General features: G+C 69.0%; 24 protein-coding genes and 2 pseudogenes. 10 read left to right on the top strand and 16 right to left on the bottom strand.

The annotated features are described in order from the left end of the window. Positions 1–79: 79 nt before the first annotated feature. A pseudogene (locus ACM6LR_RS21115) lies at positions 80–223 on the top strand (adenylyl-sulfate kinase); the annotation flags it as partial. A 327-nt stretch (positions 224–550) separates the two neighbouring features. Here the strand turns inward: ACM6LR_RS21115 and ACM6LR_RS21110 are convergent. The 4 genes and pseudogenes from ACM6LR_RS21110 to ACM6LR_RS21095 all read right to left on the bottom strand — a co-directional run. Beyond that, a pseudogene (locus ACM6LR_RS21110) lies at positions 551–1,174 on the bottom strand (serine hydrolase); the annotation flags it as partial. Between the two features lie 186 nt (positions 1,175–1,360). Continuing rightward, complete coding sequence (locus ACM6LR_RS21105) at positions 1,361–2,014, bottom strand: response regulator (RefSeq protein ID WP_414937711.1); 654 nt, start codon at positions 2,012–2,014, stop codon at positions 1,361–1,363. Continuing rightward, complete coding sequence (locus tag ACM6LR_RS21100; RefSeq protein ID WP_414937710.1) at positions 2,011–3,240, bottom strand: sensor histidine kinase; 1,230 nt, start codon at positions 3,238–3,240, stop codon at positions 2,011–2,013. Before ACM6LR_RS21100 ends, ACM6LR_RS21105 begins: the two co-directional genes overlap by 4 nt. Before the next feature lie 9 nt (positions 3,241–3,249). Then, positions 3,250–3,819 carry a TetR/AcrR family transcriptional regulator gene (locus ACM6LR_RS21095; protein WP_414944350.1) on the bottom strand — a complete coding sequence of 190 codons (570 nt, stop codon included), beginning with the start codon at positions 3,817–3,819 and terminating at the stop codon, positions 3,250–3,252. An 89-nt stretch (positions 3,820–3,908) separates the two neighbouring features. Between ACM6LR_RS21095 and ACM6LR_RS21090 the strand changes: the two genes are divergently transcribed. Continuing rightward, positions 3,909–5,126 carry an MFS transporter gene (locus tag ACM6LR_RS21090; protein WP_414944349.1) on the top strand — a complete coding sequence of 406 codons (1,218 nt, stop codon included), beginning with the start codon at positions 3,909–3,911 and terminating at the stop codon, positions 5,124–5,126. 12 nt (positions 5,127–5,138) lie between these two features. After that, positions 5,139–7,106, top strand: coding sequence for an AarF/UbiB family protein (locus tag ACM6LR_RS21085; RefSeq protein WP_414944348.1), 1,968 nt, complete (start codon positions 5,139–5,141; stop codon positions 7,104–7,106). A 10-nt stretch (positions 7,107–7,116) separates the two neighbouring features. On the opposite strand, the gene ACM6LR_RS21080 is transcribed toward ACM6LR_RS21085, so the two are convergent. The 8 genes from ACM6LR_RS21080 to ACM6LR_RS21045 all read right to left on the bottom strand — a co-directional run bounded on the left by ACM6LR_RS21080 (position 7,117) and on the right by ACM6LR_RS21045 (position 14,133). After that, complete coding sequence (locus tag ACM6LR_RS21080; protein WP_414944347.1) at positions 7,117–7,446, bottom strand: YnfA family protein; 330 nt, start codon at positions 7,444–7,446, stop codon at positions 7,117–7,119. A gap of 220 nt (positions 7,447–7,666) precedes the next feature. Then, the gene (locus ACM6LR_RS21075) at positions 7,667–8,074 is read right to left on the bottom strand and encodes a metal-sulfur cluster assembly factor (RefSeq protein ID WP_414937706.1); all 408 of its coding nucleotides are present in this window, start codon (positions 8,072–8,074) and stop codon (positions 7,667–7,669) included. Next, a complete protein-coding gene (gene sufU / locus ACM6LR_RS21070; RefSeq protein WP_076163767.1) occupies positions 8,071–8,520 on the bottom strand; it encodes a Fe-S cluster assembly sulfur transfer protein SufU in 450 nt (149 codons plus the stop codon). The genes ACM6LR_RS21075 and sufU overlap by 4 nt, the downstream gene beginning before the upstream one ends. Next, complete coding sequence (locus ACM6LR_RS21065; protein ID WP_414937705.1) at positions 8,517–9,878, bottom strand: cysteine desulfurase; 1,362 nt, start codon at positions 9,876–9,878, stop codon at positions 8,517–8,519. Before ACM6LR_RS21065 ends, sufU begins: the two co-directional genes overlap by 4 nt. Positions 9,879–9,918: 40 nt before the next feature. Beyond that, positions 9,919–10,689: a Fe-S cluster assembly ATPase SufC gene (gene sufC / locus ACM6LR_RS21060; RefSeq protein ID WP_396561227.1), complete on the bottom strand. Its 771-nt coding sequence runs from the start codon at positions 10,687–10,689 to the stop codon at positions 9,919–9,921. A gap of 35 nt (positions 10,690–10,724) precedes the next feature. Then, positions 10,725–11,924, bottom strand: coding sequence for a Fe-S cluster assembly protein SufD (sufD, locus tag ACM6LR_RS21055; RefSeq protein WP_414944346.1), 1,200 nt, complete (start codon positions 11,922–11,924; stop codon positions 10,725–10,727). A 2-nt stretch (positions 11,925–11,926) separates the two neighbouring features. Continuing rightward, the gene (gene sufB / locus ACM6LR_RS21050; protein ID WP_409492618.1) at positions 11,927–13,333 is read right to left on the bottom strand and encodes a Fe-S cluster assembly protein SufB; all 1,407 of its coding nucleotides are present in this window, start codon (positions 13,331–13,333) and stop codon (positions 11,927–11,929) included. 38 nt (positions 13,334–13,371) lie between these two features. Then, positions 13,372–14,133 carry a helix-turn-helix transcriptional regulator gene (locus ACM6LR_RS21045; protein WP_414937963.1) on the bottom strand — a complete coding sequence of 254 codons (762 nt, stop codon included), beginning with the start codon at positions 14,131–14,133 and terminating at the stop codon, positions 13,372–13,374. 328 nt (positions 14,134–14,461) lie between these two features. Here ACM6LR_RS21045 and mptB point away from each other — a divergent pair, with 328 nt between their 5' ends. The 5 genes from mptB to ACM6LR_RS21020 all read left to right on the top strand — a co-directional run bounded on the left by mptB (position 14,462) and on the right by ACM6LR_RS21020 (position 19,887). Beyond that, positions 14,462–16,048, top strand: a complete 1,587-nt coding sequence (gene mptB, locus ACM6LR_RS21040; protein WP_414944400.1) for a polyprenol phosphomannose-dependent alpha 1,6 mannosyltransferase MptB — start codon at positions 14,462–14,464, stop codon at positions 16,046–16,048. A gap of 19 nt (positions 16,049–16,067) precedes the next feature. Further along, a complete protein-coding gene (locus ACM6LR_RS21035) occupies positions 16,068–16,994 on the top strand; it encodes an ABC transporter ATP-binding protein (protein WP_414937703.1) in 927 nt (308 codons plus the stop codon). Further along, entirely contained in the window at positions 16,991–17,791 is an 801-nt protein-coding gene (locus ACM6LR_RS21030) for an ABC transporter permease (protein WP_414937702.1), read from the top strand. Before ACM6LR_RS21035 ends, ACM6LR_RS21030 begins: the two co-directional genes overlap by 4 nt. Positions 17,792–17,856: 65 nt before the next feature. Further along, positions 17,857–18,825 carry a COX15/CtaA family protein gene (locus tag ACM6LR_RS21025; protein ID WP_414937701.1) on the top strand — a complete coding sequence of 323 codons (969 nt, stop codon included), beginning with the start codon at positions 17,857–17,859 and terminating at the stop codon, positions 18,823–18,825. 114 nt (positions 18,826–18,939) lie between these two features. After that, the gene (locus ACM6LR_RS21020; RefSeq protein ID WP_414937700.1) at positions 18,940–19,887 is read left to right on the top strand and encodes an acyl-CoA desaturase; all 948 of its coding nucleotides are present in this window, start codon (positions 18,940–18,942) and stop codon (positions 19,885–19,887) included. 69 nt (positions 19,888–19,956) lie between these two features. On the opposite strand, the gene ACM6LR_RS21015 is transcribed toward ACM6LR_RS21020, so the two are convergent. Both ACM6LR_RS21015 and ACM6LR_RS21010 read right to left on the bottom strand, forming a co-directional pair. Then, positions 19,957–20,829 carry an ATP-grasp domain-containing protein gene (locus tag ACM6LR_RS21015; protein WP_414937699.1) on the bottom strand — a complete coding sequence of 291 codons (873 nt, stop codon included), beginning with the start codon at positions 20,827–20,829 and terminating at the stop codon, positions 19,957–19,959. Further along, positions 20,826–21,134, bottom strand: coding sequence for a hypothetical protein (locus ACM6LR_RS21010; protein WP_414937698.1), 309 nt, complete (start codon positions 21,132–21,134; stop codon positions 20,826–20,828). Before ACM6LR_RS21010 ends, ACM6LR_RS21015 begins: the two co-directional genes overlap by 4 nt. Positions 21,135–21,229: 95 nt before the next feature. Here ACM6LR_RS21010 and ACM6LR_RS21005 point away from each other — a divergent pair, with 95 nt between their 5' ends. Then, positions 21,230–22,201, top strand: a complete 972-nt coding sequence (locus tag ACM6LR_RS21005) for a quinone oxidoreductase family protein (protein WP_414937697.1) — start codon at positions 21,230–21,232, stop codon at positions 22,199–22,201. After that, positions 22,198–22,731 (top strand): GNAT family N-acetyltransferase, encoded by a 534-nt coding sequence (locus ACM6LR_RS21000; RefSeq protein WP_414937696.1) that lies wholly within the window; start codon positions 22,198–22,200, stop codon positions 22,729–22,731. The genes ACM6LR_RS21005 and ACM6LR_RS21000 overlap by 4 nt, the downstream gene beginning before the upstream one ends. Positions 22,732–22,815: 84 nt before the next feature. Here the strand turns inward: ACM6LR_RS21000 and ACM6LR_RS20995 are convergent, their stop codons facing one another. Continuing rightward, complete coding sequence (locus ACM6LR_RS20995) at positions 22,816–23,382, bottom strand: FKBP-type peptidyl-prolyl cis-trans isomerase (protein WP_414944345.1); 567 nt, start codon at positions 23,380–23,382, stop codon at positions 22,816–22,818. 10 nt (positions 23,383–23,392) lie between these two features. Continuing rightward, entirely contained in the window at positions 23,393–25,636 is a 2,244-nt protein-coding gene (locus ACM6LR_RS20990; RefSeq protein WP_414944344.1) for a HelD family protein, read from the bottom strand. Positions 25,637–25,914: the final 278 nt, after the last annotated feature.

Below are 25,914 nucleotides of genomic sequence, written 5' to 3'. Positions count from 1 at the left end.
CCCTCCGCGTTTCGTCCTCTAGTTGCGGTAGTTGGTAGCGCGAACTACCGCAACTAGAGGACGGAACGCGGGAGTGTCAGAGGGGATGTACGCGAAGGCGAGGGCGGGCGAGATCACCGGGGTGGACGCTCCCTACAAGCGTCCCGAGACCCCGGATCTGGTGCTGCGCCCGGAAAACGGGGATCCCGCCTCGATGGCCGCGCTGATCCTCGCCGCCCTCGACTGGCTGAAGGGCGCTTTCCCCGCATGCGATGCGGGGAAAGCGCCCTTCACCGCGTCCTATGCGGGGAAAGTCCCCTTCAGCCGCCGTTGGAGGCCCGGTACGGAGCGGTCGCGTAGGTGCGGTGGTGGCGGTCAGCTTCTCGACCGAACGGAACATCGCCTTGCCGAGCCTGGTCCGCGCCTTCAACGCCGGGTGCGTCGAGGCGTAGTCGTCCTTGTTGACCGCCGCGTCGCCCGAGAACGCGCCCGACGCGAACAGCGAGTAGGTGAGGATCGGCTTGCCGTCCGCGCTGAACATCACGCCCGCCTCGTTGCGGCCGTCGTTGAACCAGCCGGCCTTGGTGGCGACCCGCAGCCGCTCGGCCGAAGTCAGGTCGAGCCGCACGCCGTCGGTGAACGCGCTGAGCGAACGCAGGATGGTGAGCAGGTACTCGGTCGACTTCGCCGAAAGCAGCGTTCCGCCGACCAGTTTCCGCAGCAGCGTATGCGTCTCGGCCGGGGTGGTCCTGCCGAGGAAGAACCGGTTCGGGTTCGCGACGGGAACGACCTGCGTGTGCACGAAACCCTTGCCACGCAGGATCTCATTGACTTCGGCGGCGGGGCAGACCAGCCCGCACAAGCGGACGGCGGTGTTGTCGGACAGCGTCAGCAGCGCGGCCATCGCGTGCCCGAGGGTCACCGAACTGGGGTACGCGCCGTCGAGGCCGAAGATGCCGTCGGTGTCCTTGATGACGATGTCGGCCGTGACGTCGACGCGCTGGTCCAAAGTGAGCAGTCCGCGGTCGATCTTGTCGAGCACCGCGGCGGCGACTGCGATCTTGTTGACGCTGTAGGCCTCGACGACCTCGTCGGCCCGCTCGGCGACGGCGGGAACCAAGTCCCCGGCGGAGTCCGCGACGCTGACGTAGGACGACCAGGTTCCGCCCGCCTCCGCGGTTTCCCGGGCGTACACCTGGAAAATCCGGCGCGCGGCGGACGAGGCGTCTTTGGCCACTGTGTCTACTTCGGTGTCTACTTCGGCGTCTTCAGCGCCGGCGACCTGTGCCGTTCCGAGCACCGCACCCGCGGCCGCGACCGTGCCCAGACCCAATAAGCGACGGCGGTTCACGTTCGTTTCCACCTGGGAACCCTACCGCGCTCAGCCCGCCGGTGTGACGAATCCGGTGTCGTACGCCTTGATCACCGCTTGCGTCCGGTCTCTCGCGCCCAGTTTCGAGAGCACGTTCCCGACGTGCGTCTTCACCGTCTGCACACCGAGGTACAGCTCGCCCGCGATCTCCACATTGGACAGTCCACCCGCCATCAGCCGCAGCACCTCGCGTTCGCGTTCGGTGAGCCCGGCTCCGGCGAGACCGTCCTGCGGGCCCCGGTTCGCCTGCTGCGCGGCCAGCCGCCGGATCGCGGCCGGGAACAGCAGGGACTCTCCCGCCGCCACGGTCCGGATCGCCGCGACGATCTCCTCGGGCCGGGCCCGCTTCAGCAGGAAACCGCTCGCACCGGCGAGCAGGGCGTCGTAGACGTAGTCGTCGTTTTCGAAGGTGGTCACCACGATCACCTTCGGCGGGTTGGCAAGAGTGGACATCAGATGGGTGGTCGCCCGGATCCCGTCGATCGAGGGCATCCGGACGTCCATCAGCACGACGTCGGGCCGGAACCGCGAGACCATACCCGGCACCTCGGCACCGTCGGCCGCCTCACCGACGACCTCCAGATCGGGCTCGGAAGCGACGATCGCCCGCAGCCCGGCCCGGATCAGCTGTTCGTCGTCGACCAGCAGCACCTTCGTGCTCATCGCCGTTTCCCCCATGGCACCGCCACCTCGACCCTCCAGCATCCGTCCGCACGGCCCGCGGTGATCGTGCCGCCGAGCACGTCCACCCGTTCCGCCATTCCCCGCAGCCCCCGGCCGCCCCCGTCCCGTGACGGGGCCGCGGCACCGAGCGGGTTGGTCACCCGCAGCCGCAACAGCTCCGATCCGGCGTCGACGAGCACCGACACCGGCACCTTACCGGCGTGCCGCAGCGCGTTCGTCAGGCATTCCTGCAAGATCCGGTACGCCTCGCGCGAAACGACCGGCGGCACCGACGACGGTTCGCCCCGCACCTCCGCCGTCACCTCGGCGCCCGCCAGTCGCGTGGCCTCGATCAGCGCGGACAGCTCCGCCAGCCCCGACTGCGGCATCCGCGACGAGGCCTCCTCCCGCAGCAGGCCCAGCACGTGGTCGAGGTCGCCCAGCGCGGCGCGGGCGGAGTCCTCGATGGCGGTGAGCGCCTGCTCGGTGAAGTCCGGATCGGACCGGAGGGTCCGGCGCGCGGCCCCGGCCTGGATGGTCACGACGCTGAGCGCGTGCCCCACCGAGTCGTGCAGTTCCCGCGCCAGCCGGTTGCGTTCGGCGAGTTGTTCGGTGCGCTTCTCCAGCTGGGCGATCCGTTCGGCGGCCGAGACACCCAGCAGGCTCCGGGCGACGCGGGTCAGCACCGCACCCGCTCCCCACACCACATACGCCAGCGCGACGACGCCGAGCAGGAAGGCCAGCGGGATCCACGCGCTCGCCCAGCCATCCGGCACCACGATCGGGTCCTCTGTGGACAGTGCGATTTGGCCGGTGAACGGGGCCGCGATGGTGAAACCGAATCCGACCGGGACGAACAGGCTCGCCAGGCTGATGACGCAACCCGTGCCCACGTGCAGCAGGTACATCGCCGTCGACCGCAGCCGGACGGGCCAGCTTCCCGCGGGCCCGAACGTCACTCCCGGCACGGGATCGTCCAGCAGTTCCCGTACGGCCGCGCCCTCCAGCACCCGGACGGCGGGGATGAACGACGACGCGATGATCACCAGGACGAGGGTGATCATCGCGATGACGACCCCGCGCTCCACCGTCACGACGAGGGGCAGCAGCGACGGCACCACGATGGCGGCGAAGAGCACATACGGCACGCTCAGGGCGCCGCCGAGGATGAAATAGACCCACCTGCGGTAGGTCGCCCGGTCCACGAGCGGGCCGAAAAGTCGCATGCGCTCTTTCTAGCGTGTGAGGGATCCTCGCGGATCCCTCAGCAGTATCTCCGCGATCTCCCTCGCGAGCGTGACCCTATGCGCGTCGCCGTCGATACCGGTGTGCGCGACGGCGCCCTCCAGCAGGAGGAAGAGCTGCTCCGCGAGCCGCTCCGGATCGGCGGCACCCGGAACGTCCTCGCGGAGGAGTTCGGTGAACTTCGCCCGTACCGCCGCCTTATGCCGCCGGATCACGTCGAGCCCGGGATGTCCCGCGGGCAGTTCGGCGGCCGCGTTGAGGAAGGCGCACCCCCGGTCGCTCCCGAGCTTCGGGTGCTCGACGTAGGCGTCGAAGACCGTCAAGGCCCGGGGCGCGTCGGCCTCCGCCAGCCGCTGTTCGAGATACGCCCACCAGACGTCATGACGGCTTCGCAGGTACGCGACCGTGAGGTCCGTCTTCGATCCGAAGCACGCGTACAGCGTCTTCTTCGTGACGCCCGCGGCTTCGGCGATGGCAGCGACGCCCACGGCGGTCAGACCGTCTCGATAGAACAACGTGCTCGCCGCGCTCAGGACGCGCTCGCCCGCCGGTGTCAGCATGCCTCGACTATACCGATCGGTTGACCCGAGCGCGAAATGCGGGAACACTCCCGATGTATACCGATCGGTATACCTCTGGAGGAGAGCTGATGGTTTCTTCGTACAAACACGAGCTGACGCTCACCGTGGCCGGGTTGTCGCTGATCGCGGTCTCCTACGGACTCGCGAGGTACGCGTACGGCCTGTTCGCGCCGACTCTCCGGGATGTTTTCAACCTTGACGGCGGCATGCTCGGCGCCATCGCCGCGGGCAGTTACGTCGCGTACTGCCTCGCCGTCATCGCCTCGACCGCCGTCACGAGCCGCTGGGGTGCGCGGACGGGCGCGCTCGCCGCCGGGGCGACCGCCACCGCGGGGACCTCGCTGATCGCGGCCGCGCCGAACGCCGCCGTCCTCGCCCTCGGCGTCGTCCTGGCCGGAGCCAGCACCGGGCTGGCCTCCCCGTCGCTCGCGGACGCGGTCTCCCGCGTCGTCCGCGTGACCCGCCGCGACCGAGCCCAGTCCGTCGTGAACGCCGGAACCGGGCTCGGCGTTCTGGTGTCCGGCCCGGTCTTCCTGCTCGCGATCGGCGACTGGCGGCTGGCCTGGTGGGCCTTCGCCGGGGCATCGGCGCTGGTGACACTGTGGATCTCCCGCGTCGTGCCGTCGGTCAAGGAAGGCCGGAAGATCGGTTTGCCGTCGCCGCTGTTCCCGCCAGCCACCGGTCGGCTGCTGCCTGCCGCCGCGGCACTCGGCCTGGCCAGCGCGGCGATCTGGACGTTCGGCCGGGACATCGCCGTGAGTGTCGGCGGTCTCAGTGAGACGGCCTCGACGGTGGTGTGGATCGTCCTCGGCGCCGTCGGCCTCGCCGGCGCGTTCACCGCCGAGCTGACCTCACGGGCAGGACTGCGCCGAGCCTGGTCGGCGGGGATGGTCCTGTTCGCCGTCGCCACCGCGCTCTTCGCTCTCGCCACCCGGTCGCTCCCGGCGCTCATCATCGCGGCGGCACTTTTCGGGGCCGTCTACATCGGACTGACCGGAGTGCTGATCCTCTGGGGCACCAGGGCCTATCCGACGGCACCAGCCTTCGGTGTCGGCGTGTCCTTTCTGATGCTGGCGCTCGGTCAGGCCATCGGAGCGCCGCTCATCGGCCTCCTCGGCGACCTCATCGACCTTCGCGCCGGGTTCCTCGCCGCCGCCGCGATCGCGGTCCTCGGTGTCCTGTTCGCGCCCCGAGAGGCGACCACGACCTACAACTTCGGGGTCCGTTCCCTCTCAGGGGTGAGTACCGTCCCGCCGGAGCAGGAATCCCGTGCGGACTGCGCGTGATGTACTCCTCGCATGAACCTGCTGCTCGGCCTGCTCACCCTACCCGTGTACGCGCTGATGCTGTGGCCGCTCGTCGTCGCCGCCCGCCGCGTGCTGGGAGTGCGGATCGGCGTGGTCCGCGCGTTCTGCGCCGCCGGTTTCGGCTGGCTCGTCGCGGGCGGCATCCTCAGCGCGTTCCCCACACCGATGTACGCGAGTGGCGGCGCCTTCGTCGGACTGATCATCCCGGTGGCGGGCGGTGCTTTCCTGGCGACGCTGATCTTCCTGTTCGTCGCGGAATTCGTCCTGCCGTCAGGCGCCGGACTCGGGCTGATCGGCCGGATCCGGTCCCTGCGCCGTCGCGTGGCCCGGACGCGGCGCTACTCGCAGATCACCCGGATCGCGATCAAGCACGGCCTCGGCCGCTACCTCACCGGCCGCCGCGAACCCGGCCTCGCCAAGGTCCGGCACGCCAAACTGGCGCGATCGCTGCGACGCGCGCTTGAAGAGGGCGGCGTGACGTTCGTGAAGCTCGGCCAACTGCTCTCGACGCGGTCCGACCTGCTCCCGCCGGTGTTCATCGAGGAGCTGAGCAAACTCCAGGACCAGGTCGCCTTCGCGGACGCCGACGAGATCGCCACCGTGCTCCGGGAGGAACTGGGCGGCGACCCGGACGAGATCTTCGCCGAGTTCGACCCGAAGCCGATCGCGGCCGCGTCGATCGCGCAGGTCTACCGGGCGAAGCTGCGTGACGGGCAGGACGTCGTCGTCAAGGCGCAGCGGCCCGGTGTGCAGGTACTGGTCGACCGTGACCTCGACATCGTCCGCCGGGTGGCGGCCGCGCTGGACCAGCGCGCGGACTGGGCACGTTCGCTCGGCGTCGTCGACCTCGCCGAAGGGTTCGCCGACGCGCTGGTCGAGGAGCTCGATTTTCGCACGGAGGCCAGGAACATCGAAGCGGTCGCCGCGGCCTACCCCGGCACCGAGGTCGCGCTGCCGACCGTCCACAAGGCACTGTCCACCGAACGTGTGCTGGTGATGCGGCATCTCGACGGCAAGCCGCTCGCCACCGCCCGGGAGCAGGTGCCGGTCGCGGAGCGGGCCAAGCTCGCGCGGTCGATGCTGCGATGCGTGCTCGGCCAGGTGATGGGCAGCGGCGTCTTCCACGCCGACCCGCATCCCGGCAACGTCCTGCTGCTCACCGACGGCAGGCTGGGCCTGCTCGACTTCGGCTCTGTGGGACGGCTGGACTCGGGACTGCGCGGCGGGCTGCAGAACCTGATCCTCGCCCTCGACCGCGGTGACCCGGCCGCGTTGCGCGACGGGCTGCTGGAGATCGTCGACCGGCCGGACGAGATCGAGGAGCAACGGCTGGATCGGGCGCTGGGCGCCTTGGTGGCCAAGCATTTCAACCACGGGCAGGCCCCGGATCTGGACATGTTCACCGACCTGTTCCGGGTGATCGCCGACTTCCGGCTCAGCGTGCCCCCGCCGATCGCCGCGGTGTTCCGCGCACTGGCCACTTTGGAGGGAACGCTGGCCGCGCTGGCGCCGGGATTCAACATCGTCGTCGAATCCCGCGCCTACGCCGCCGAGCAAGTAGGTGCCGGATTGCGGCGGGAGTCGCTGCGCGCCACCGCCACCAACGAACTGCTGGCGCTCCTGCCGGTGCTGCGCCGCCTGCCCCGCCGCGTCGACCGGATCGGCAACGCACTGGAGCAGGGCAGGCTTTCGATCAATGTCCGGCTGTTCTCCGACGAACGCGACCGCGACGTGATCACCGGCCTGGTGCACGAAATCCTGCTGGCGTTCGTCGGCGCGGCCACCGGACTGATGGCCGTGCTGTTGCTGGCAAGCGCGACCGGCCCGGAGATGCTGCCCGGCGTCACGCTGCACCAGATGTTCGGCTACAACCTGCTGGTGGTCAGTGCCCTGGTGGGATTGCGACTGCTTTTCGTCGTTTTCCGGCGGACCGGGCAACGCTCACGATCGCCCCGATGACCCCGGTCACTCAACCCCGGGGCGCGTACATGATGACCCCGACCCCCGCCAGGCAGATCAGCGCGCCGAGGACGTCGTAGCGATCCGGCCGGTAGCCGTCGGCGACCATGCCCCACGCCAGCGATCCCGCGACAAACACTCCCCCGTACGCGGCGAGGATACGGCCGAAGTTCGCGTCGGGTTGCAGTGTCGCGACGAAGCCGTAGAGGCCCAGCGCGACGACGCCCGCACCGATCCAAAGGTAACCGCGATGCTCCCGCACGCCTTGCCAGATCAGCCAGGCGCCGCCGATCTCGAGGAGCGCGGCGAGCGCGAAGAGGGAGATGGAGCGAAAGACCATGCCGTTACCCAACCAGGCACGCGCGCCCTCGCCGCACCGTATATGTCGTTATACAAATACGTGACTGTGTGGAAATAGAAACACTCAACATTCCTATTTCCCCACACCCCTTGGCAGCCAATCCGTGAAGGCCTCCTTAAGGGACTCTGGGTCCCTTAAGGAGGCCTTCACGGACTTGGGGCATTCCAGGCCTACCCAGGCTGGGAGTACATGAAGGAGGTCAGACGGTGAAGCCGAGCGCCCGCAACTGTTCGCGGCCGTCCTCGGTGATCTTCTCCGGGCCCCACGGCGGCATCCAGACCCAGTTGATCCGGAAGTCCTTGACCAGTCCGGTTCCTCCGCCGACGAGCGCGGCACCGGTCTGGTCTTCGATGACGTCGGTCAGCGGGCAGGCCGCGGACGTCAGGGTCATGTCGATGGTGGCGGTGTTGTCCGCCTCGACCCGGATGTCGTAGACCAGCCCGAGGTCGACGACGTTGATGCCCAGTTCGGGGTCGACGACGTCGCGCATCGCCTCTTCGAGGTCCTCGACCTTCGCCACGTCGGCGGTGTCCGGGGCGGCGGCGGTCTCGGCATCGAGGTCGGCTGCGGTGCGCCCCTCGCGGGTTTCGGTCTGCTGTTCGGTCATGCCGTCTCAACTCCGTTGGTCGTGCGGGCGACGGCGTCCTTGAACGCCATCCATCCGAGCAGGGCGCATTTCACGCGGGCCGGGTACTTGGCGACGCCGGCGAAGGCGATGCCGTCCTCCAGCACCTCCTCGTCCGGCTCGATCTGCCCCTTGCCCTGCATCAGCTCGACGAAGGCGTCCATGGTGGTGAACGCCTCCTCCACGGTGTGCCCGACGACGAGATCCGTCAAGACCGACGTGGACGCCTGGCTGATCGAGCAACCTTGTCCCTCGTAGGAGATGTCGGCGACCTTCCCGTCGTCGACCTTCACCCGCAGGGTCACCTCGTCGCCGCAGGTCGGGTTGACCTGGAACGACTCACCGTCGAACGGCTCGCGCAGACCGCGGCCGTGCGGGTTCTTGTAGTGGTCCAGGATGATCTCCTGGTACATGCTCTCCAGGTTCACTGTGCGGAACTCCCCTGGGCGACCCCGAAGAACTTCTGCGCCTCACGCACACCGTTCACCAGCGCGTCCACTTCGGTCAGCGTGTTGTAGACGTAGAACGACGCGCGCACGGTCGCCGGGACCGAGCAGGCCCGGTGCAGCGGCCACGCGCAGTGGTGCCCGACGCGGACGGCGATGCCGAGGCTGTCCAGCACCTGGCCCGAATCGTGCGGGTGGACGCCGTCGATGACGAACGAGACCAGTCCGCCGCGGTCGGCCATGTCGGTGGGGCCGATGATCCGCACGCCGGGGATCTCACCGAGCCCGGCCAGCGTCGCCTCGGTGAGGACGTGTTCGTGCGCGGCGACCCGGTCCATGCCGATCGACGACAGGTAGTCGGCGGCCGCGCCAAGACCGACGGCCTGCGACGTCATCGGGGTGCCCGCCTCGAACCGCTGCGGCGGCGCGGCGAACGTGGTCTGCTCCATGCGGACCATCTCGATCATCGAGCCACCGGTCAGGAACGGCGGCATCGCTTCGAGCAACTCGCGGCGGCCGTAGAGGACACCGATGCCGTACGGGCCGACCATCTTGTGTCCGGCGAAAACGGCGAAGTCGACGTCCAGGTCGTGGAGGTCCACGGGACCCTGCCCGTGAACACCGTGCGGCACCGACTGGCAAGCGTCCAGCACGACCAGCGCGCCGACCTTGCGGGCCTTCTCCACCAGGAACTTGACCGGGTTGATCGTGCCGAGCACGTTGGACTGGTGCGTGAACGCGAGCACCTTGGTCCGCTCGGTGATCAGCTCGTCCACATTGGACAGATCGAGACGGCCGTCGGCGGTGACGGAGAACCACTTCAGCGTCGCGCCGGTGCGCTGGCAGAGCTGCTGCCACGGCACCAGGTTCGCGTGGTGCTCCATCTCGGTGATGACGATCTCGTCGCCGGGACCGATCTTGAACCGCTCGGCACCGGGTCCGGCCGTGGCGGCGTTGCTCATCGCGTAGGCGACGAGGTTGATTCCCTCGGTGGCGTTCTTGGTGAACACCAGCTCGTGCGGGGAGGCGCCGACGAACTCCGCGATCCGCACCCGGGCGGACTCGTAGGCGTCGGTCGCCTCCTCGGCGAGCTGGTGCGCGCCGCGGTGCACCGCGGCGTTCGAGGTCTCGAGGAACCGACGCTCGGCTTCGAGCACCTGCGCCGGTTTCTGGGACGTCGCACCGGAATCCAGATACACCAAGGGTTTCCCGTCCCGCACGGTGCGGGTCAGGATGGGGAAGTCGGCCCTGATGGTCGCTACGTCCAGCGGTGCGGCCCGACCCGACGTACTTGTTCCAGCGGAGGGTCCATCAGGAGAGTTAGCCGTGGTGGTGGTCATCGGGCCAACTCCTCTCGGTGTAGTCGCGAAATTCCCAGGATCAGACAGCGGCGGTCTCGGCGGAGCCGGTGTACTTGACGTACCCGTTCTCCTCCAGCTCGTCCGCGAGTTCACGGCCGCCGGACTCGACGATCTTGCCGCCGGCGAAGACGTGCACGAAGTCGGGCGTGATGTGCCGCAGGATCCGCGTGTAGTGCGTGATCAGCATGACGCCGGCGTCGTTGCTCGCCTTGAACTCGTTGACGCCCTCGGACACGACGCGCAGCGCGTCGACGTCGAGGCCGGAGTCGGTCTCGTCGAGGATGGCGATCTTCGGCTTGAGCAGCGCCAGCTGCAGGATCTCGTGGCGCTTCTTCTCGCCGCCGGAGAAGCCCTCGTTCACCGAACGCTCGGCGAACTCGGACGAGATCTCCAGTTTGCCCATCTCCTCCTTGACCTCCTTGACCCAGTGGCGCAGCTTGGGGGCCTCGCCACGGACCGCGGTGGCCGCGGTGCGGAGGAAGTTGGACATGGACACGCCCGGTACCTCGACCGGGTACTGCATGGCGAGGAACAGGCCCGCGCGGGCGCGCTCGTCGACGCTCATCTCCAGCACGTCCTCACCGTCGAGCAGGACCTGCCCGGAGGTGACTTCGTACTTGGGGTGACCGGCGATGGCGTAGGACAGTGTGGACTTGCCCGAACCGTTGGGGCCCATGATCGCGTGGGTCTCGCCCGACTTGATGGTCAGGTTGACGCCCTTGAGGATCTCCTTGGGGCCCTCCTCGGTCGTGACCGAGGCGTGCAGATCCTTGATTTCCAGCGTAGGCATTTCTTTCCTAAAGTCTGATGTGGACGGACGAGGGCTTAGACGCCCACGGCTTCGAGCTCGGCTTCGATCGCGGCCTCGAGACGCTCGCGCACCTCGGGAACGCCGATCTTGACCAGGATCTCGTGGAAGAACCCGCGTACGACCAGGCGCCGCGCGGCGTCCTCGCCGATTCCACGCGACTGAAGGTAGAACAACTGCTCGTCGTCGAACCTTCCCGTCGCGCTCGCGTGCCCGGCGCCTTCGATCTCACCGGTCTCGATCTCCAGGTTCGGGATCGAGTCCGCCCGCGCGCCCGGCGTCAGCACCAGGTTGCGGTTGAGCTCGTAGGTGTCGGTGGCCTCGGCGGCCGCCCGGATCAGCACGTCGCCGACCCACACGGTGTGCGCGCCGTCACCCTGTAGTGCGCCCTTGTACATCACCCGCGACTTGCAGTTCGGCACGGCGTGGTCGACGAAGAGACGGTGCTCCTGGTGCTGTCCTTCGTCCGCGAAGTACAGGCCGAGCATCTCGACATCGCCGCCCTTGTCGGCGAAGGTCGCCGTCGGCGAGACGCGAACCAGGTCACCGCCAAGGGTGATGACGATGTGCTTGAGCGTGGCGTCGCGGCCGAGCTTCAGGTGCTGCTCGGACACGTGCACCGCGTCGTCGGCCCAGTCCTGGACGCTGACCACGGTCACGTTCGCCGAATCGCCGATGACGAACTCGACGTTGTCGGCGTAGGTGCCGGAGCCGACGTGGTCGAGGACGATGACGGCCTCGGAGAACTGCTCGGCGCGGACCTGCAGATGCCCGTAGGCGACCTCGCCCTCGCCGGGGCCGGTGATCTTCACCGTCGACGGCTTCGACGCCTTGGTCTCCTTGGGCACCGTGATGACGGTGGCCTCGGTGAACGCCGAGTACGCCTGCGCGGCGATCCGGTCGCTCGGGACACCCGCGACGCCGAGGCGCTCGTCGTCCCGGCCGACCTGTTCGATCTTCAGTTCGGGCGCGGCGTCGGACTCGACGGTGGCCGAAGCCGAAGCGGTGGCGGACCCGTCGTGCAGACCGCGCAGCCGCTTCATCGGAGTGAAGCGCCAGTTCTCCTCACGACCGCCGGGGACCTCGAAGGCCTCGACGTCGTGGGAGGTGAAGCGCTCCGCGCGAGAGGTCGCCGGCACCACTGTGCCTCCAGAGCCGGCGGGCTCGCGAACCCCTTCGCGCATCGCTTCGGAAACGTTGTTCTCGGTAACCGACATGACTAGCCGACGGACCCTTCCATCTGAAGCTCGATCAGGCGGTTCAGCTCGAGCGCGTACTCCATCGGCAGCTCACGCGCGATGGGCTCGACGAACCCGCGCACGATCATCGCCATGGCCTCGGCCTCGTCGAGACCGCGCGACATGAGGTAGAACATCTGGTCTTCGCTGACCTTCGAGACGGTCGCCTCGTGGCCCATGGAGACCTCGTCGTTGCGGATGTCGACGTACGGGTACGTGTCCGACCGCGAGATCGTGTCGACCAGCAGCGCGTCACAGACCACGCTGGACCGCGAGTGGTGTGCCCGCTTCGCGATCTTGATCAGGCCGCGATAGGAGGTGCGGCCACCGCCGCGCGCCACCGACTTCGACACGATGGTCGAGGAGGTGTGCGGCGCCAGGTGCTCCATCTTCGCGCCGGCGTCCTGGTGCTGGCCCTCGCCCGCGAAGGCGACCGAGAGGACCTCGCCCTTGGCGTGCTCGCCCATCAGGAAGACGGACGGGTACTTCATCGTGACCTTGGAACCGATGTTGCCGTCGATCCACTCCATGGTCGCGCCCTCTTCGCACTTGGCGCGCTTGGTGACCAGGTTGTAGACGTTGTTCGACCAGTTCTGGATGGTCGTGTAACGGCAGCGGGCGCCCTTCTTCACGATGATCTCCACGACCGCCGAGTGCAGCGAGTCGGACTGGTAGATCGGCGCGGTGCAACCCTCGACGTAGTGCACGTAGGCGTCTTCGTCGACGATGATCAGGGTCCGCTCGAACTGGCCCATGTTCTCGGTGTTGATCCGGAAGTAGGCCTGCAGCGGGATGTCCACCTTGACGCCCTTGGGCACGTAGATGAACGAGCCGCCGGACCACACCGCGGTGTTCAGCGCGGAGAACTTGTTGTCCCCGGCCGGGATCACGGAGCCGAAGTACTCCTTGAAGATCTCCGGGTGCTCCTTGAGCGCGGTGTCGGTGTCCAGGAACAGGACGCCCTGCGCCTCCAGATCCTCACGGATCGAGTGGTAGACGACCTCGGACTCGTACTGCGCGGCGACACCGGCGACGAGGCGCTGCTTCTCCGCCTCGGGGATGCCGAGCCGGTCGTACGTGTTCTTGATGTCCTCGGGCAGGTCTTCCCAGGAGGTGGCCTGCTTCTCACTGGACCGCACGAAGTACTTGATGTTGTCGAAGTCGATCCCGGAGAGGTCCGCACCCCAGTTAGGCATCGGCTTCAAGTCGAAGAGCTTGAGCGCCTTCAGTCGTGCTTCGCGCATCCACTCCGGCTCGGACTTCTTCGAGGAGATGTCGGTGACGACGTCCTCGTTCAGTCCGCGACGGGCAGTAGAGCCCGCCTCGTCGGAGTCCGCCCAGCCGAACGCGTACTTGCCAAGGGACTCGATGGTCTCTTCCTGGCTCATGGGCGCGGTGGTGGGAGTGCGCTGCTCGGCAGCGGCAGTCATGCGGGTTTCCCTCCATTCGGGATCCGTGCTGTGCGCCCTGGAGAGGGCGCCGTGCTTCCCGGCGCGGGTGTGGCCGGGTGACCCGCCGAAGCGACGGGTACGTGTGTGGTGCACGCGTTGTCACCGCGTGCGATGGTCGCCAGTCGCTGCACGTGAGTACCCAGGAGTTCCGCGAAAGCCTCTGTCTCGGCTTCACACAACTGGGGGAACTCGGCGGCGACGTGGGCGACCGGGCAATGGTGCTGGCAGAGCTGTTCACCGACCCCGACCTGGCGGGTCGACGCAGCGTAACCCTCCCTGGTCAGCGCCGCAGCGAGGGCCTCGGCGCGAGCGGCGGGATCCGTGTGCTTGGCGATGGCCTCTTGATGCGGGCCGACCAGCGAAGCTACACGGGCCTCCGCGAAGGCCTTCACGGCGTCTTCGCCGGCGTGTTCGGAGAGGAACCGGATGGCCGAGGACGCGAGATCGTCGTAAGCGTGTCCGAACCGGGCGCGGCCCGCTTCGGTGAGCAGGAAGTTCTTGGCGGGACGGCCTCGTCCACGGGGGCCACGACGGGGCGCGTCGCGGGTCTCGGCCTCGCCGTCGGCCAGGAGCGCGTCCAGATGACGGCGGACGGCGGCGGCGCTGATCCCCAGCTGCTCGGCGACCACGATGGCGGTCATCGGACCCTGTTCCAGCAGCAAGCGGGCCACTTCGTGCCTGGTCCGGCCCTCGGGGCCGACCTGGACGGGGACAGGCTGGACGTCGGCGCGCGACATGTCGCCACCGGCCTCGTCCCGTGTCTCCGTCTTTTTCACAACACAAGTGTGACGTATTTCCGGGGAGACGGCAAAGAGGGGTGCCTCACGGAGTGGCGCGGGTCACTTCGTCCCTGCCGGAGCTGAAGGACGCTTTACCCGCATGCGATGAGACGAAAGCGTCCTTCACCGCGTCCTACGCGGGGATGGTCCCCTTCGGCCCCGGCGGTAACCACGTACCCGTTCAGTCTGTTCCCGCGATCGCTACCCTTCGTGCGTGGCAGTGGGCGAACACCCGGCACAGCGGGACACGGACGGGGCGGTACCGGAAGACCCGGCGCCGGGATCGGTGGCGACGCTGTCCCCGGCACGCCCGCACGAACCCGAACCGCTCGACGACAGGGAACTGCGCGGGCTGAACGTGGTCCGCCGGTTCGGCGCGGTCGGTTCCCTGTTCCTCGCCCTCGGCTCGCTCGGCGCGGGTGCCGCACCGGTGATCAACCCGGTGCAGAACATCCCGGTCCTGCGGCTGTTCACCCGTATCCCCACCGTCTCGCTCGCGATGGGCCTGGCCGGGATGGCGATCATCGTGCTGAGCTGGCTGCTGCTCGGCCGGTTCGCACAGCCCGCGCGCCGCCGCCTCGCCACCCAGGGCCAGCTCGCCCGCACGATCGCGCTCTGGTGCGCGCCGCTGCTGTTCATCCCGCCACTGTTCTCCCGCGACGTCTACAGCTATCTCGCGCAGAGCGAGATCGTGGCGCGCGGGATGGATCCGTACTCCCTCGGCCCCGCCGAAGCGCTCGGTGTCTCCGATCCGCTGACCTCGGGTGTCTCCAACATGTGGCGCGAGACCCCGGCTCCCTACGGGCCGCTGCTGCTGCGCCTCGGCGGCTGGCTCGCCCCGCTGAGCAACGGGAGCATCGTCACCGGGGTACTGCTGCAGCGCGGTCTCGCGCTGATCGGCGTCATCCTGATCATCTGGGCGCTGCCCCGGCTGGCCCGGCGCTTCGGCGTGCAACCCGCCACCGCGCTGTGGCTCGGCGCGGCGAACCCGCTGCTGATCTTCCACTTCGTCGCGGGCGCCCACAACGACGCGCTGGCGATCGGCCTCATGGTGGCCGGGCTGGAGGTCGGCCTCAGCCGGATGCCGGTGCGGTTCAAGGGCGACGCTCCCCCGCCACTGGCCAAGGGCGAACTGCTGTTCATCGGGCTCGGGGTGGCGATCATCACCCTCGGCGTCGCGGTGAAGCTGAACGCGATCCTGGCGTTGCCGTTCTTCACGGTGATGGTGGCGAGACGCTGGCACGGCAAGCTCAAGGACCTGCTCACCGCGGCGGCGCCGATGGCGCTGATGTTCGGCGTCGTGCTGGTCGCGGTCTGTTACGGCACCGGCCTCGGCTTCGGCTGGGTCGGCGCGCTCGGGACCCCTGGACTGGTCCGCTCGTGGATCTCGCCGACGTCGGAACTCGCCGCTCTCGGCGGCGTCCTCGGCATCGCGCTCGGCCTCGGCAACCACACCAACGCGATGGTGCCGATCCTCGGCACCCTCGGCTACCTCGTCGCGGGCGCCGTGACACTCAAGTTCCTCTGGGACAGCTTCAACTGGCGCTACCGGCCGATCATCGGCCTCGGCGTCTCGCTGGGCGCGGTGATGGTGCTGCACGTGGCACTGCAGCCCTGGTACCTGCTGTGGGCGATCATCCCGCTCGCCGCGGCCGCGGGAACGTCGCGGTTCCGCATCGCCGCGACGATCGTCACCGCCGTCCTGCCGTTCCTGCTGCCCACGACGGGCAGCACCTTCGACGGCCGCGGTTACGTCCTGCCGTTCGCGTGGGCCGCCGCGGGGGCGGTCACACTTCTGGGGCTGTTCATCGTCCACCGCATCTCGCCGCTGCTGCTGTCCAGACCGTCCCCGGAGCATTCGGTCCCGGCGTGAGGCCGTATCGTGACCTGTCGTGAACACCCCCGCCGTCGAGATCACCGGGCTGGTGAAACGCTACGGATCCACCACCGCGGTCGATGGACTCGACCTGCGGATGGAACGTGGCACACTGCTCGCTCTGCTCGGCCCGAACGGGGCCGGCAAGACCACCACCGTCGAGATCTGCGAAGGCTTCCTGCGCGCGGACGACGGCGAAGTCCGCGTGCTGGGCATGGACCCGGCACGGGACGGGACGGCGCTGCGGCCGCGGATCGGCGTGATGCCCCAGGGCGGCGGCGCGTATCCCGGTGTCCGGGCCGACGAAATGCTCGGACTGGTCGCGGCGTGTGCCGCGAACCCGCTCGATCCGGCCTGGCTGCTGGACATCCTCGGACTTTCGGGCGCGCGGAAGACGCCGTTCAAACGGCTTTCCGGTGGGCAGCAGCAGCGGCTTTCCCTCGCCTGCGCGCTCGTCGGACGCCCGGAACTGCTCTTCCTCGACGAGCCGACGGCGGGCATGGACCCGCAGGCCCGCCGCCTGGTCTGGGAGCTGCTCGGAGCGTTGCGCGCCGACGGGGTCAGCGTGCTGCTCACCACGCACCTGATGGAAGAGGCCGAAACGCTGGCCGACACCGTCGTGATCGTGGACCACGGCAAGGTCGTCGTCGAAGGCTCCCCACAGTCGCTGACCGTCGACGCGGGCGAGGCCGCGCAGCTGCGTTTCAAGGCGAGGACGCGGCTCGACATCGGCCTGCTGACCGCGGCACTGCCCGAAGGTCACCTCGTCCACGAGTCCGCGCCGGGGACGTACCTCGTCGAGGGCCCGATCGACCCGCAGGTCGTGTCGACGGTGACGGCGTGGTGCGCGCAGCAGGGCGTCATGCCCGAGGAACTGCAGGTCGGCAGGCGCACGCTGGAAGAGGTCTTCCTGGAGCTGACCGGACGGGAATTGCGCGCATGATCACGACGCCCGCCCCGCGGTTCGCCGCGGGCACGTTCACCCCGGCCCCCGGTCGCGGTTCGCTCGGCAAGATGCTGCGCACGCACGCGAAGGTCGAGGTGAGTCTGACCCTGCGCCACGGCGAGCAGATCCTGCTGACCCTGCTCATCCCGCTCGCGCTGCTGATCGGCCTGTCGCTGCTGGACATCCTGCCGTCGGCACAGCTCGGTTCGGCGTCCAAAGTGGACTGGATCACGCCGAGGATCCTGGCGCTGGCGGTGATGTCGTCCGCGTTCACCGGACAGGCCATCGCACTCGGCTTCGACCGCCGATACGGTGTCCTCAAACGGCTTTCCGCCACCGCGCTGCCCCGCTGGCTGCTCGTCGCCGGCCGGGTGACCGCCGCGCTGGTCGTGGTCGCGCTGCAGGCCGTGATCCTCGGTGCCGTCGCCGCGCTGCTGGGCTGGTCGCCGTCGCTCGGCGGAATCCTCGGTGCGATCCCGTTCCTGATCGTCGGCACGTTCGCGTTCGGCGCGCTGGGGTTGCTGCTCGGCGGGGCGCTGCGCGCGGAAGCGGTGCTGGCGCTGGCGAACATCGTCTGGTTCGTGCTGCTGCTCGCCGGCGGCATCCTGCTGGCGCCGTCGACGATGCCGTCCGGCGTCGCGACGATCGTGGAATTGCTGCCCTCGGGCGCGCTCGCCGAAGGTCTGCGGTCGGTGCTGCTGAACGGCTCGTTCGGCTGGGGCCCGTTCGCGGTCCTCGTCGGCTGGGGTGTCGTCGCGGGCGCGCTGGCGAGCAAGACCACCCGCCTCACCTGAGGCGGCGGACACAGCGGGTGCGGCCGGTGGAACGCTCTCAGGAACGGCGTTCTAGCATCGAAGGCGTGCCGTTCCAGAGCCTTGTAGCGCGTCTGCCGTATCCCTCGTTCGCGGTTCAGCGAGCGGTCGCGATGGCGGCGGTGATCGCACAGGCCGGAATCGGCGTCACCGGCTCGGTCGTCCGCGTCACCGGCTCGGGCCTCGGCTGCCCGACCTGGCCGCAGTGCGTCGAAGGCAGCATCGTGCCCGTGGCACACCCGGAATTCGACGCGCTCACCCAGTGGATCGAATTCGGGAACCGGATGCTGACCGGCGTCGTCATCGCCGTCGCCGCGCTGTGCGTGATCACCGCCTGGCGTGTACAGATCGAGCACCCGAGCCGCCGTCGTCTGGTGAAACTGGCCTGGACGATGCCCGCGGGCGTGCTGCTGCAGGCCGTCGTCGGCGGGATCACCGTGCTCGCGAAGCTCGAATGGTGGACCGTCGCACTGCACTTCCTTGCCTCCACTCCCCTGGTCTGGCTCGCGGTCCTGCTGCTGCGCGCGTTCAAGGAGGGTGACGAGCCCGCCCGCTGGCTGATCCCGGACGCGGGCCGCAAGACGCTGGTCGTGCTCGCCGCCGTGATGTGGGCCGTCCTCATCGCCGGCACCACGGTCACCGGTGCGGGACCGCACGGCGGCGACCCCGGCACCCACCGGTTCCAGGCGCCGATCGAGACGCTCACGCAGATCCACGGCGGGCTGCTGGTGGCCTACCTGATCGTGCTGGCCGTGTTCGGGCTCCAGCTGATGCGTGGCAGCACGCCGAAGCAGCTGTGGAGGCGCTACAGCGTCGTGTGGGTCATCGCGCTCGCTCAGGGCGTCCTGGGCTCGGTGCAGTACGCGCTGGGTGTGCCGGAGGCGTTGGTCTCGTTCCACGTCCTCGGCTCCGCGGCGGTGATCATCGCGACGGCGGCGTTGTGGTGTGGCTCACGCGATCGCGGTCCCGCGCCGTTTGCCGAGGCCCCCGAGCGGGAACTAGCCACCTCGAACTGACCCCTCGGCAAACCGGACGTAACCCCCGGGCGGCGTGCGCGCCAGACGATGCCCTTACGCTGCGTTCGGTGCCCCACACGGGGGTCACCTCCGAGTCGAGTCACGAGGTGTCGCATGACCGCCAGCACGGAGCCGGACGCACCGGCCAGTCAGTCCAAACCCCTGATCTCCCACCGCAGAGGGGCTGGGGAGATGCTGATACTCAAGACTTTTCTGCTGGTCCCGTTCGTCGCCCTGCTCGCCGCCGTGCCGATCGTGTGGGGCTGGGGCATGACCTGGGTCGACCTCGCGCTGGCGGCCGTGTTCTACACGCTGGGAACGCTCGGGGTGACCGTCGGGTACCACCGCTACTTCACCCACGGCGCCTTCAAGGCCGGCCGCCCGTTGCGGATCGCGCTCGCCATCGCCGGCGGTTTCGCGGTGCAGGGGTCGGTCATCTTCTGGGTGGCCAGCCACCGACGTCACCACGCCTTCGCCGACCGCGAAGGCGACCCGCACTCCCCCTGGCTGTTCGGAACGTCGCCCACGGCGCTGCTGCGCGGGTTCTGGCACGCGCATATGGGCTGGATGTTCGGCCGCGAGGTGACCAACTACGAGCGCTTCGCGCCGGACCTGGTGGCCGACAAGGATCTTCGCGTCGTGAACCGCTACTTCTGGCTGTGGATCACGCTCAGTCTCGCGCTGCCCGCGGTGCTCGGCGGGCTGATCAGCTGGTCGTGGTGGGGTGCGGTGACCGGGTTCTTCTGGGCCGGGCTGGTCCGGATCGCGTTCCTGCACCACGTCAGCTGGTCGGTGAACTCGATCTGTCACCTGATCGGCGAGCGCCCGTTCGCCAGCCGTGACAAGGCGGCCAACTTCTGGCCGCTGGCGATCCTTTCCATGGGCGAGTCGTGGCACAACTCCCACCACGCCGACCCGACCTGCGCGCGGCACGGCGTCCTGCGCGGACAGGTCGACGTTTCGGCGCGGGTGATCTGGCTGTTCGAGAAGTTCGGCTGGGCGCGGGACGTGCGGTGGCCGAAACCCGAACGTCTGGCCGCGAAACGCGTGAAACCCGCCTAAGGCCCCGCATTTCGTCCTCTAGTTGCGGTACTTGCACACGCATCTACCGCAACTAGAGGACGACTTGCGTCAGGAGAGTTGCTGCCGCACAGCCGAGGCGAAGCGCCAAGCGGCGTCGGCGTCGGTCTGCCGGAAGCCGAGCGACGGCTCTACGAGTTCCAGTTCCAGCAACAGCGGCCTGCCGTCCGGACCGGCGACGAGATCGACGCGGGCGTAGAGCAGTTCCGCGCGCAAGATGCCGAGCAGCGCCGCCGTCGCGTCCAAAACGTCTTCGGCCAAGGCCCGGAATTTCGCGGGCGGCTGCACGGGCGCGAGCTTTTCCGTGACGTACAAACCGGATTCGTCGAGTTCCCGGCCCAGCATCGCGGCCTTCGAGAACGCGTGCGAGTACACGCCGCCGAAGTACACCAGCGCGAGCTCGCCTTCACTGTCCACGCTGGGCTGATACGGCTGCATCACTGCGGTGTGGCCCTCGCCGTGAAGACTCTTCAGATGCGACGCGGCGTCTTCGGCGCGGGCCGGCGTGAACTTCCCGACGCCCCGGGAGCCGGCACCGATCGCGGGCTTCAGCACGAAATCGCTCTTGGGCCAGCGCGGTGTCTCGTCCCCCGGTGCGATCAAGGTCGTCGGCACGACCGAGACCCCGGCGTCGCCGAGTTCCGCCAGATAGGACTTGTCGGTGTTCCAGCGCGCGACTTCGGCCGAGTTGGACAGCACGGGCACGGTTTCGGCCCAGGACAGGAACTCGTCGCGACGCTCGGCGTAGTCCCAGGTGGCGCGCAGCACGACGATGTCCGCGGCGCCGAAGTCGACGGTCGTGTCGTCCCAGGCCGCCCAGCGGGTCTTGAAGCCGAGGTCGGCCATCGCCTCGGGAACGGCGTGTTCGTCACCGTCGCCTTCCGGCAGTGCGGAGCACGCGACGAAGATCGCGGAACCGCTCACTTCCCCGCCATCCGGCGGCGGTGCTCGGCACCGATCTTGGTGGCCTTCACGGTCTCGCTGTCCCACTCGGCGGGCTCGAGGTCTTCGACGGCCTCGACCAGCGCCTCGCCTGCCTCCATGGAGACGACGACGACGTCGCCGAGCGCGCCGTCGGCGCCCACGAGCACGACCCTGGCACCGATCCGCCCGATGTTCTCCACCACCGCGCGCGACGGTTTCCCGTGCCGCTTGACGAAGTCACGGGCGGCCGCGACCTGGCGCGACGTCGGGGCGGCGGTCTCGGTCTTCTCTTCGGTCTCAGCCACGGGCCGAGCTTAACCGCGAAAGGCCCGCGACGCGGAATAACCGTGGCGTCGGCCATAGTTGTCCCGGTCGGAACGACCTTGAACGAGGAGGATGTATGCCCACGGCAGTGCAGATCCGGCGAACCGGCGGTCCCGAAGTCCTTGAGCTGTCCGAAGTCGAGGTCGGCGAACCCGGTGCCGGGGAATTGCTGGTGGACATCGCTGCGGCGGGCGTCAACTACATCGACACCTATCACCGCGAGGGCATCTACCCCATCGACACGCCGTTCATCCTGGGCATGGAGGGCGCGGGCACGGTCGCCGCGATCGGCGACGGCGTGACCGGTTTCGCCGTCGGCGATCGGGTCGCCTGGCAGGGCTCGCTGGGCAGCTACGCCCAGCGCCGTCTGCTCCCCGCCTCGGTCGCGGTGAAGATCCCGGACGGCGTGACCGAGGAGACCGCCGCCGCGACGATGCTGCAGGGCGTCACCGCGCACGCGCTCATCGCCTCGACCTACGAGGTCAAGGCCGGTGACGACGTCCTCGTCCACGCCGCCGCGGGCGGGATGGGCCTGCTGCTGGTCCAGCTCGCCAAGGCCCGCGGCGCACGGGTGATCGGCACCGTCTCCACCGCCGAGAAGGCCGAACTCGCCACGGAGGCGGGTGCGGACGACGTCATCCGCTACGACCAGGTCGACTTCGCCGAGGCGGCCCGTGAACTCACCGGCGGCAAGGGCGTCGCGGTGGTCTACGACGGCGTCGGCAAGTCCACTGTGGACGGCAGCCTGGCGAGCCTGAGGATCCGCGGCCTGCTCGCCCTCTACGGCGCGGCCAGCGGCCCGGTGCCACCGATCGACCCGCAACTGCTCAACCGCAGCGGCTCGGTGTACCTCACCCGCCCGACCTCAGCGCACTACGTGCTCACCCGCGAGGAACTGGAGTGGCGGGTGAACGAACTGTTCGCCGCCGTGCGGGACGGCTCGCTGAACATCAGGATCGGCGGCCGCTATCCCCTGGCCGAAGCCAGCCAGGCGCACGAAGATCTGCAGGGGCGGCGCACCACCGGCAAGCTCCTGCTGATTCCGTGACCGTGATCTGGCCGGAGCAGGTCCGGCTCACCGGGGAAGGCCTCGTGCTGCGCGACTGGATCGAGGACGACGTCGCGTTCATGCCCGGCCTGTTCCACAACCCCGCCGTCGCGCGCTTCACGCCGTTGCCGTCTCCGTTCGACGAGGTGGCGGCGAAGGGGCACTACGAGAAGAGTCTCACCCGTCGCATGGACGGGACGGGGCGGCGGCTCGCCATCACGGTCGACGGCGGCGAGCCACTCGGCGAAGTGGTGCTGTTCCTACCGGAAGAAGGCCACGTCGAACTCGGCTACGCGGTCGGCCCGGCCCACCGCGGACAAGATCTCGCGGCACGGTCTCTCCGGGTGCTCACCGCCTACGCGCTGGAACACGGTCTCGGGCCGCTCCGGCTGAAGATCGACGCGCAGAACACGGCGAGCGTGGCCGTCGCACGCCGCGTCGGCTACGCCGTCACCGACAGGGAACCTGAGGTGAAGGTCGAGAAGGGCCTGGAGATCACCCTGCTCACCTGGGAGTACGCCGGGAGCTGAAGGGGACTTTCCCCGCATCGCATGCAGCGAAGGGGCCCTTCACCGCGTGAGATGCGGGGAAGGGCCCCTTCAGCTCCAGTGAGCTCAGCCCTTGTCGGTCGGGACACTCACGGCGTCAGTGACGAACACGAGCGTCTCGTTCGGCGCGATGCCGTTGCCGCCCTGACCGTAGCCGAGGTCCGGCGGGATGATCAGCAGCCGCCGCGCGCCCTGCTTGATCCCTTCCAGGCCCTGGTCCCAGCCCTTGATGACCATGCCGGCGCCGAGGTCGAGTTCGAACGGCTCGCCGCGGTCGAAGGAGCTGTCCAGCTTCTGCTTGTTGGACCAGGTGACCAGCGAGTAGTTCATCTTCAGCTTCGCGCCCGCCTTGGCGCCCTCGCCGGTGCCGGGCTCGAGGTCCTTGGTGATGAGCTTCTTCGGCGGGTCGCAGTCGTCCGGGATGGTGATGGTCGGCGCCTCCCCGAATTTCCCGGTGGTCTTGACGTCGTCCGCCGTGCACTCCTTGCCCTTCGAAGCGGCGCCTGCCTCGCTGGAGGACGACGGGGCGGGGGCGGGGCTGGAAGCCGAGCCTGCGGTGTTCTGCTTCTCGCTACAGGCCGCCAGGGCGAGGACGCCCGCGCCGATGACCACGATCTTGCCGAATGTGCGCATGCGGCCGACCTTAGCCAAGACCCTCCAGCGCCGGAACAAGGTCACCGGTCTGCACTACGCCCATCCGACGGGTCGCCCTGGTCAGGGCGACGTAGAGATCGTTGAGCCCGCGCGGGGACCCGGCGACGATCTCGTCAGGGGCGACCAGCACCACCGAGTCGAACTCCAGGCCCTTCGCCCGCTCCACCGCCATCACCGACACGCGGTCCCCTGTCTCGCCGAGCGCCTCCGACACCGTCTCGATCAGCGGGACCGGGCACAGCACGGCGACCGTCCCACCGTCCACGGCGGACAGTTCCGCCGCCACGAGACCGGGCAGCCCGGCGGCGAGTTCCGCCGGTTCCACGGAGCGCAGCCATGGCTCGAAACCCGTCTCCCGCACCGAAACCGGCGCTTCCAGCGCGGGATCGACGTCGGCGAGCACGCGGGACGCGACGGCCATGATCTCCGCCGGGGTCCGGTAGTTCACGGTCAGCTCTTCGAGCCGCCAACGATCGGCGACGTACGGCGACAGCACCTCGCCCCACGTCCGCGCTCCCCCTGCCGCCCCGGTCTGGGCGACGTCACCGACGAGCGTCATCGACCGGTTCGGCGACCGGCGCATCAGCAGCCGCCAGTCCATCGCGGTCAGTTCCTGCGCCTCGTCGACGATCACGTGCCCGAAGGTCCAGGTGCGGTCCTGGGCCGCCCGCTGCGCCGCGGTCATCTCGCTGCGGCGCTGCTGACGTTCGGCGAACAGTTCGGCGTCGAGGACGTCGCCCACCCGCAGCAGTTCCTCGTCGATGATCTCCTCGTCCTGTTCGAGGATGTCGAGCACGCCTTCCGCGTAGGCGCGGTCTTCCCGCTCCCGGCGGGCGCGCTCGACCCTCGCGTCGGTGTCGTCCTCGCCGAGCAGCTCGGCGAGTTCGTCGAGCAGCGGGACGTCGGCCGGGCTCCACTTGGCGTCCGTCGGGCTGTAGAGGTGCTCACGATCGGTGTCCGACAAGGCTTTCCCGGACGCGCTGCGCAACCGTTCGCGCTCGGCGAACAGCTCGTCGAGCACGATCTCGGGGGTGAGCGTGGGCCACAACCCGTTGATCGCGGCGGCCACCTTCTTGTCGGCGGAGACCTCGGCACGGATGTCCTGGACGTCCCGCGCGTCGAGCAGGTCCTCCCCCAGTCTGCGGGCGGCCTGGCGGGTCAGCGCGTCGAGGAGGTCGGAGACGAAGATCCGCCGGGCCAGGTTGTGCGGGCGGCGCGACCGGCGGGCCCGCGTCCTGGCCTCGGTGCAGGTCTTGCGGTCGAGCATGAGGATCTCGCGCTCGAACTCGATCTCCAGCACCGGTTCCGGCACGCGCTGCCGGTCGCGGACGGCGTTGGCGAGCACGTCGGCCATCACCGGACGGCCCTTGATCTCCGCGGCCTCGCGGGTGACCGGCCCGGTGGCGTCGAGGCCCGGGTACAGCTGCCCGATCGTGGCCAGCAGCACCCCGGTCTCGCCCAGCGACGGCAGGACCTGCCCGATGTAGCGGAGGAACGTGCTGTTCGGCCCGACCACCAGCACGCCGCGCGTGGTGAGCTGCTGCCGGTGCGTGTAGAGCAGGTACGCCGCGCGGTGCAGCGCGACCGCGGTCTTACCGGTACCCGGCCCGCCCTGTACCACCAGGACGCCGTTCGGCGACGCGCGGATGATGCGGTCCTGCTCGGCCTGGATGGTGGCGACGATGTCACTCATCTCACCGGTGCGGCGGCGTTCGAGCGCGGCCAACAGCGCCGCCTCGCCCGCGAGACCGAGGTCCTGCCCCTGGTCGGCGGCGGAGAGATCGAGGATCTCGTCGTCGACGCCGACGACCTTCCTGCTCAGCGACCGGATGTGGCGACGTCGGCGGACGCCTTCGGGCGAGGCGGCGGTGGCCAGGTAGAAGGGCCGCGCGACCGGCGCACGCCAGTCGACGAGCAGCGGGCGGTACTCGTCGTCCTCGTCGAACAGCCCGAGCCGCCCGACGTAGGTGGTCTCTTCGGCATGATCGGGCAGGAAGTCGAGACGGCCGAAGCACAGGCCCTGCTCGACGGAACTCAGCTGGGACAGCCTGTCGGTGTACAGCGTCGTGGCGACGTCACGTTCGGTGCGCGCCTGCGGGGTGCCGCCGGTCTGGCGCAGCGTCTGGTCGAGCCTGCGCTGCGCGTCGACGCGTTCGGCGTCGAGCTTGCGGTAAAGGGTGGTGACGTACTCCTGCTCGAGCGCGTCGAGTTCCCGGTCCGGGGACACGGACAAAAGCAGCCTGCTTTCGAGAGGTGGGACAGGGGCCGAAAGGGTTACAACGGCGCCCGCCATCATCTCATTCCCTCCCGGTCACCCGGACCAGGAGGAAGGCCACCAGCGACAGGCCGGTGGAAGACCACCAGGTGGGGAGCGGCCGGAGGCCGTGAGTGACAAGGGCGGCTACCACTCGAGACCCTCATGGCGATCTGGCCGTTTCGCGTGATGGGTTGGACGGCACGCGTGACGGGGCGGACGACACGCGTGCGGCCGGGCTCAGCGGCGAACCGTCC

Source organism: Amycolatopsis sp. cmx-11-32, from assembly GCF_047608695.1.
GTDB lineage: Bacteria > Actinomycetota > Actinomycetes > Mycobacteriales > Pseudonocardiaceae > Amycolatopsis.
This window is presented reverse-complemented; position numbering and strand designations above follow the sequence as displayed.

Excerpts from the sequence above, each read along its gene's own strand:
- ACM6LR_RS21105 (WP_414937711.1), bottom strand. The coding sequence starts at position 2,014 with ATGAGCACGAAGGTGCTGCTGGTCGACGACGAACAGCTGATCCGGGCC.
- ACM6LR_RS21100 (WP_414937710.1), bottom strand. The coding sequence starts at position 3,240 with ATGCGACTTTTCGGCCCGCTCGTGGACCGGGCGACCTACCGCAGGTGG.
- ACM6LR_RS21095 (WP_414944350.1), bottom strand. The coding sequence starts at position 3,819 with ATGCTGACACCGGCGGGCGAGCGCGTCCTGAGCGCGGCGAGCACGTTG.
- ACM6LR_RS21090 (WP_414944349.1), top strand. The coding sequence starts at position 3,909 with ATGGTTTCTTCGTACAAACACGAGCTGACGCTCACCGTGGCCGGGTTG.
- ACM6LR_RS21085 (WP_414944348.1), top strand. The coding sequence starts at position 5,139 with ATGAACCTGCTGCTCGGCCTGCTCACCCTACCCGTGTACGCGCTGATG.
- ACM6LR_RS21080 (WP_414944347.1), bottom strand. The coding sequence starts at position 7,446 with ATGGTCTTTCGCTCCATCTCCCTCTTCGCGCTCGCCGCGCTCCTCGAG.
- ACM6LR_RS21075 (WP_414937706.1), bottom strand. The coding sequence starts at position 8,074 with ATGACCGAACAGCAGACCGAAACCCGCGAGGGGCGCACCGCAGCCGAC.
- ACM6LR_RS21065 (WP_414937705.1), bottom strand. The coding sequence starts at position 9,878 with ATGACCACCACCACGGCTAACTCTCCTGATGGACCCTCCGCTGGAACA.
- sufC (WP_396561227.1), bottom strand. The coding sequence starts at position 10,689 with ATGCCTACGCTGGAAATCAAGGATCTGCACGCCTCGGTCACGACCGAG.
- sufD (WP_414944346.1), bottom strand. The coding sequence starts at position 11,924 with ATGTCGGTTACCGAGAACAACGTTTCCGAAGCGATGCGCGAAGGGGTT.
- sufB (WP_409492618.1), bottom strand. The coding sequence starts at position 13,333 with ATGAGCCAGGAAGAGACCATCGAGTCCCTTGGCAAGTACGCGTTCGGC.
- ACM6LR_RS21045 (WP_414937963.1), bottom strand. The coding sequence starts at position 14,133 with ATGTCGCGCGCCGACGTCCAGCCTGTCCCCGTCCAGGTCGGCCCCGAG.
- ACM6LR_RS21030 (WP_414937702.1), top strand. The coding sequence starts at position 16,991 with ATGATCACGACGCCCGCCCCGCGGTTCGCCGCGGGCACGTTCACCCCG.
- ACM6LR_RS21020 (WP_414937700.1), top strand. The coding sequence starts at position 18,940 with ATGACCGCCAGCACGGAGCCGGACGCACCGGCCAGTCAGTCCAAACCC.
- ACM6LR_RS21005 (WP_414937697.1), top strand. The coding sequence starts at position 21,230 with ATGCCCACGGCAGTGCAGATCCGGCGAACCGGCGGTCCCGAAGTCCTT.
- ACM6LR_RS20995 (WP_414944345.1), bottom strand. The coding sequence starts at position 23,382 with ATGCGCACATTCGGCAAGATCGTGGTCATCGGCGCGGGCGTCCTCGCC.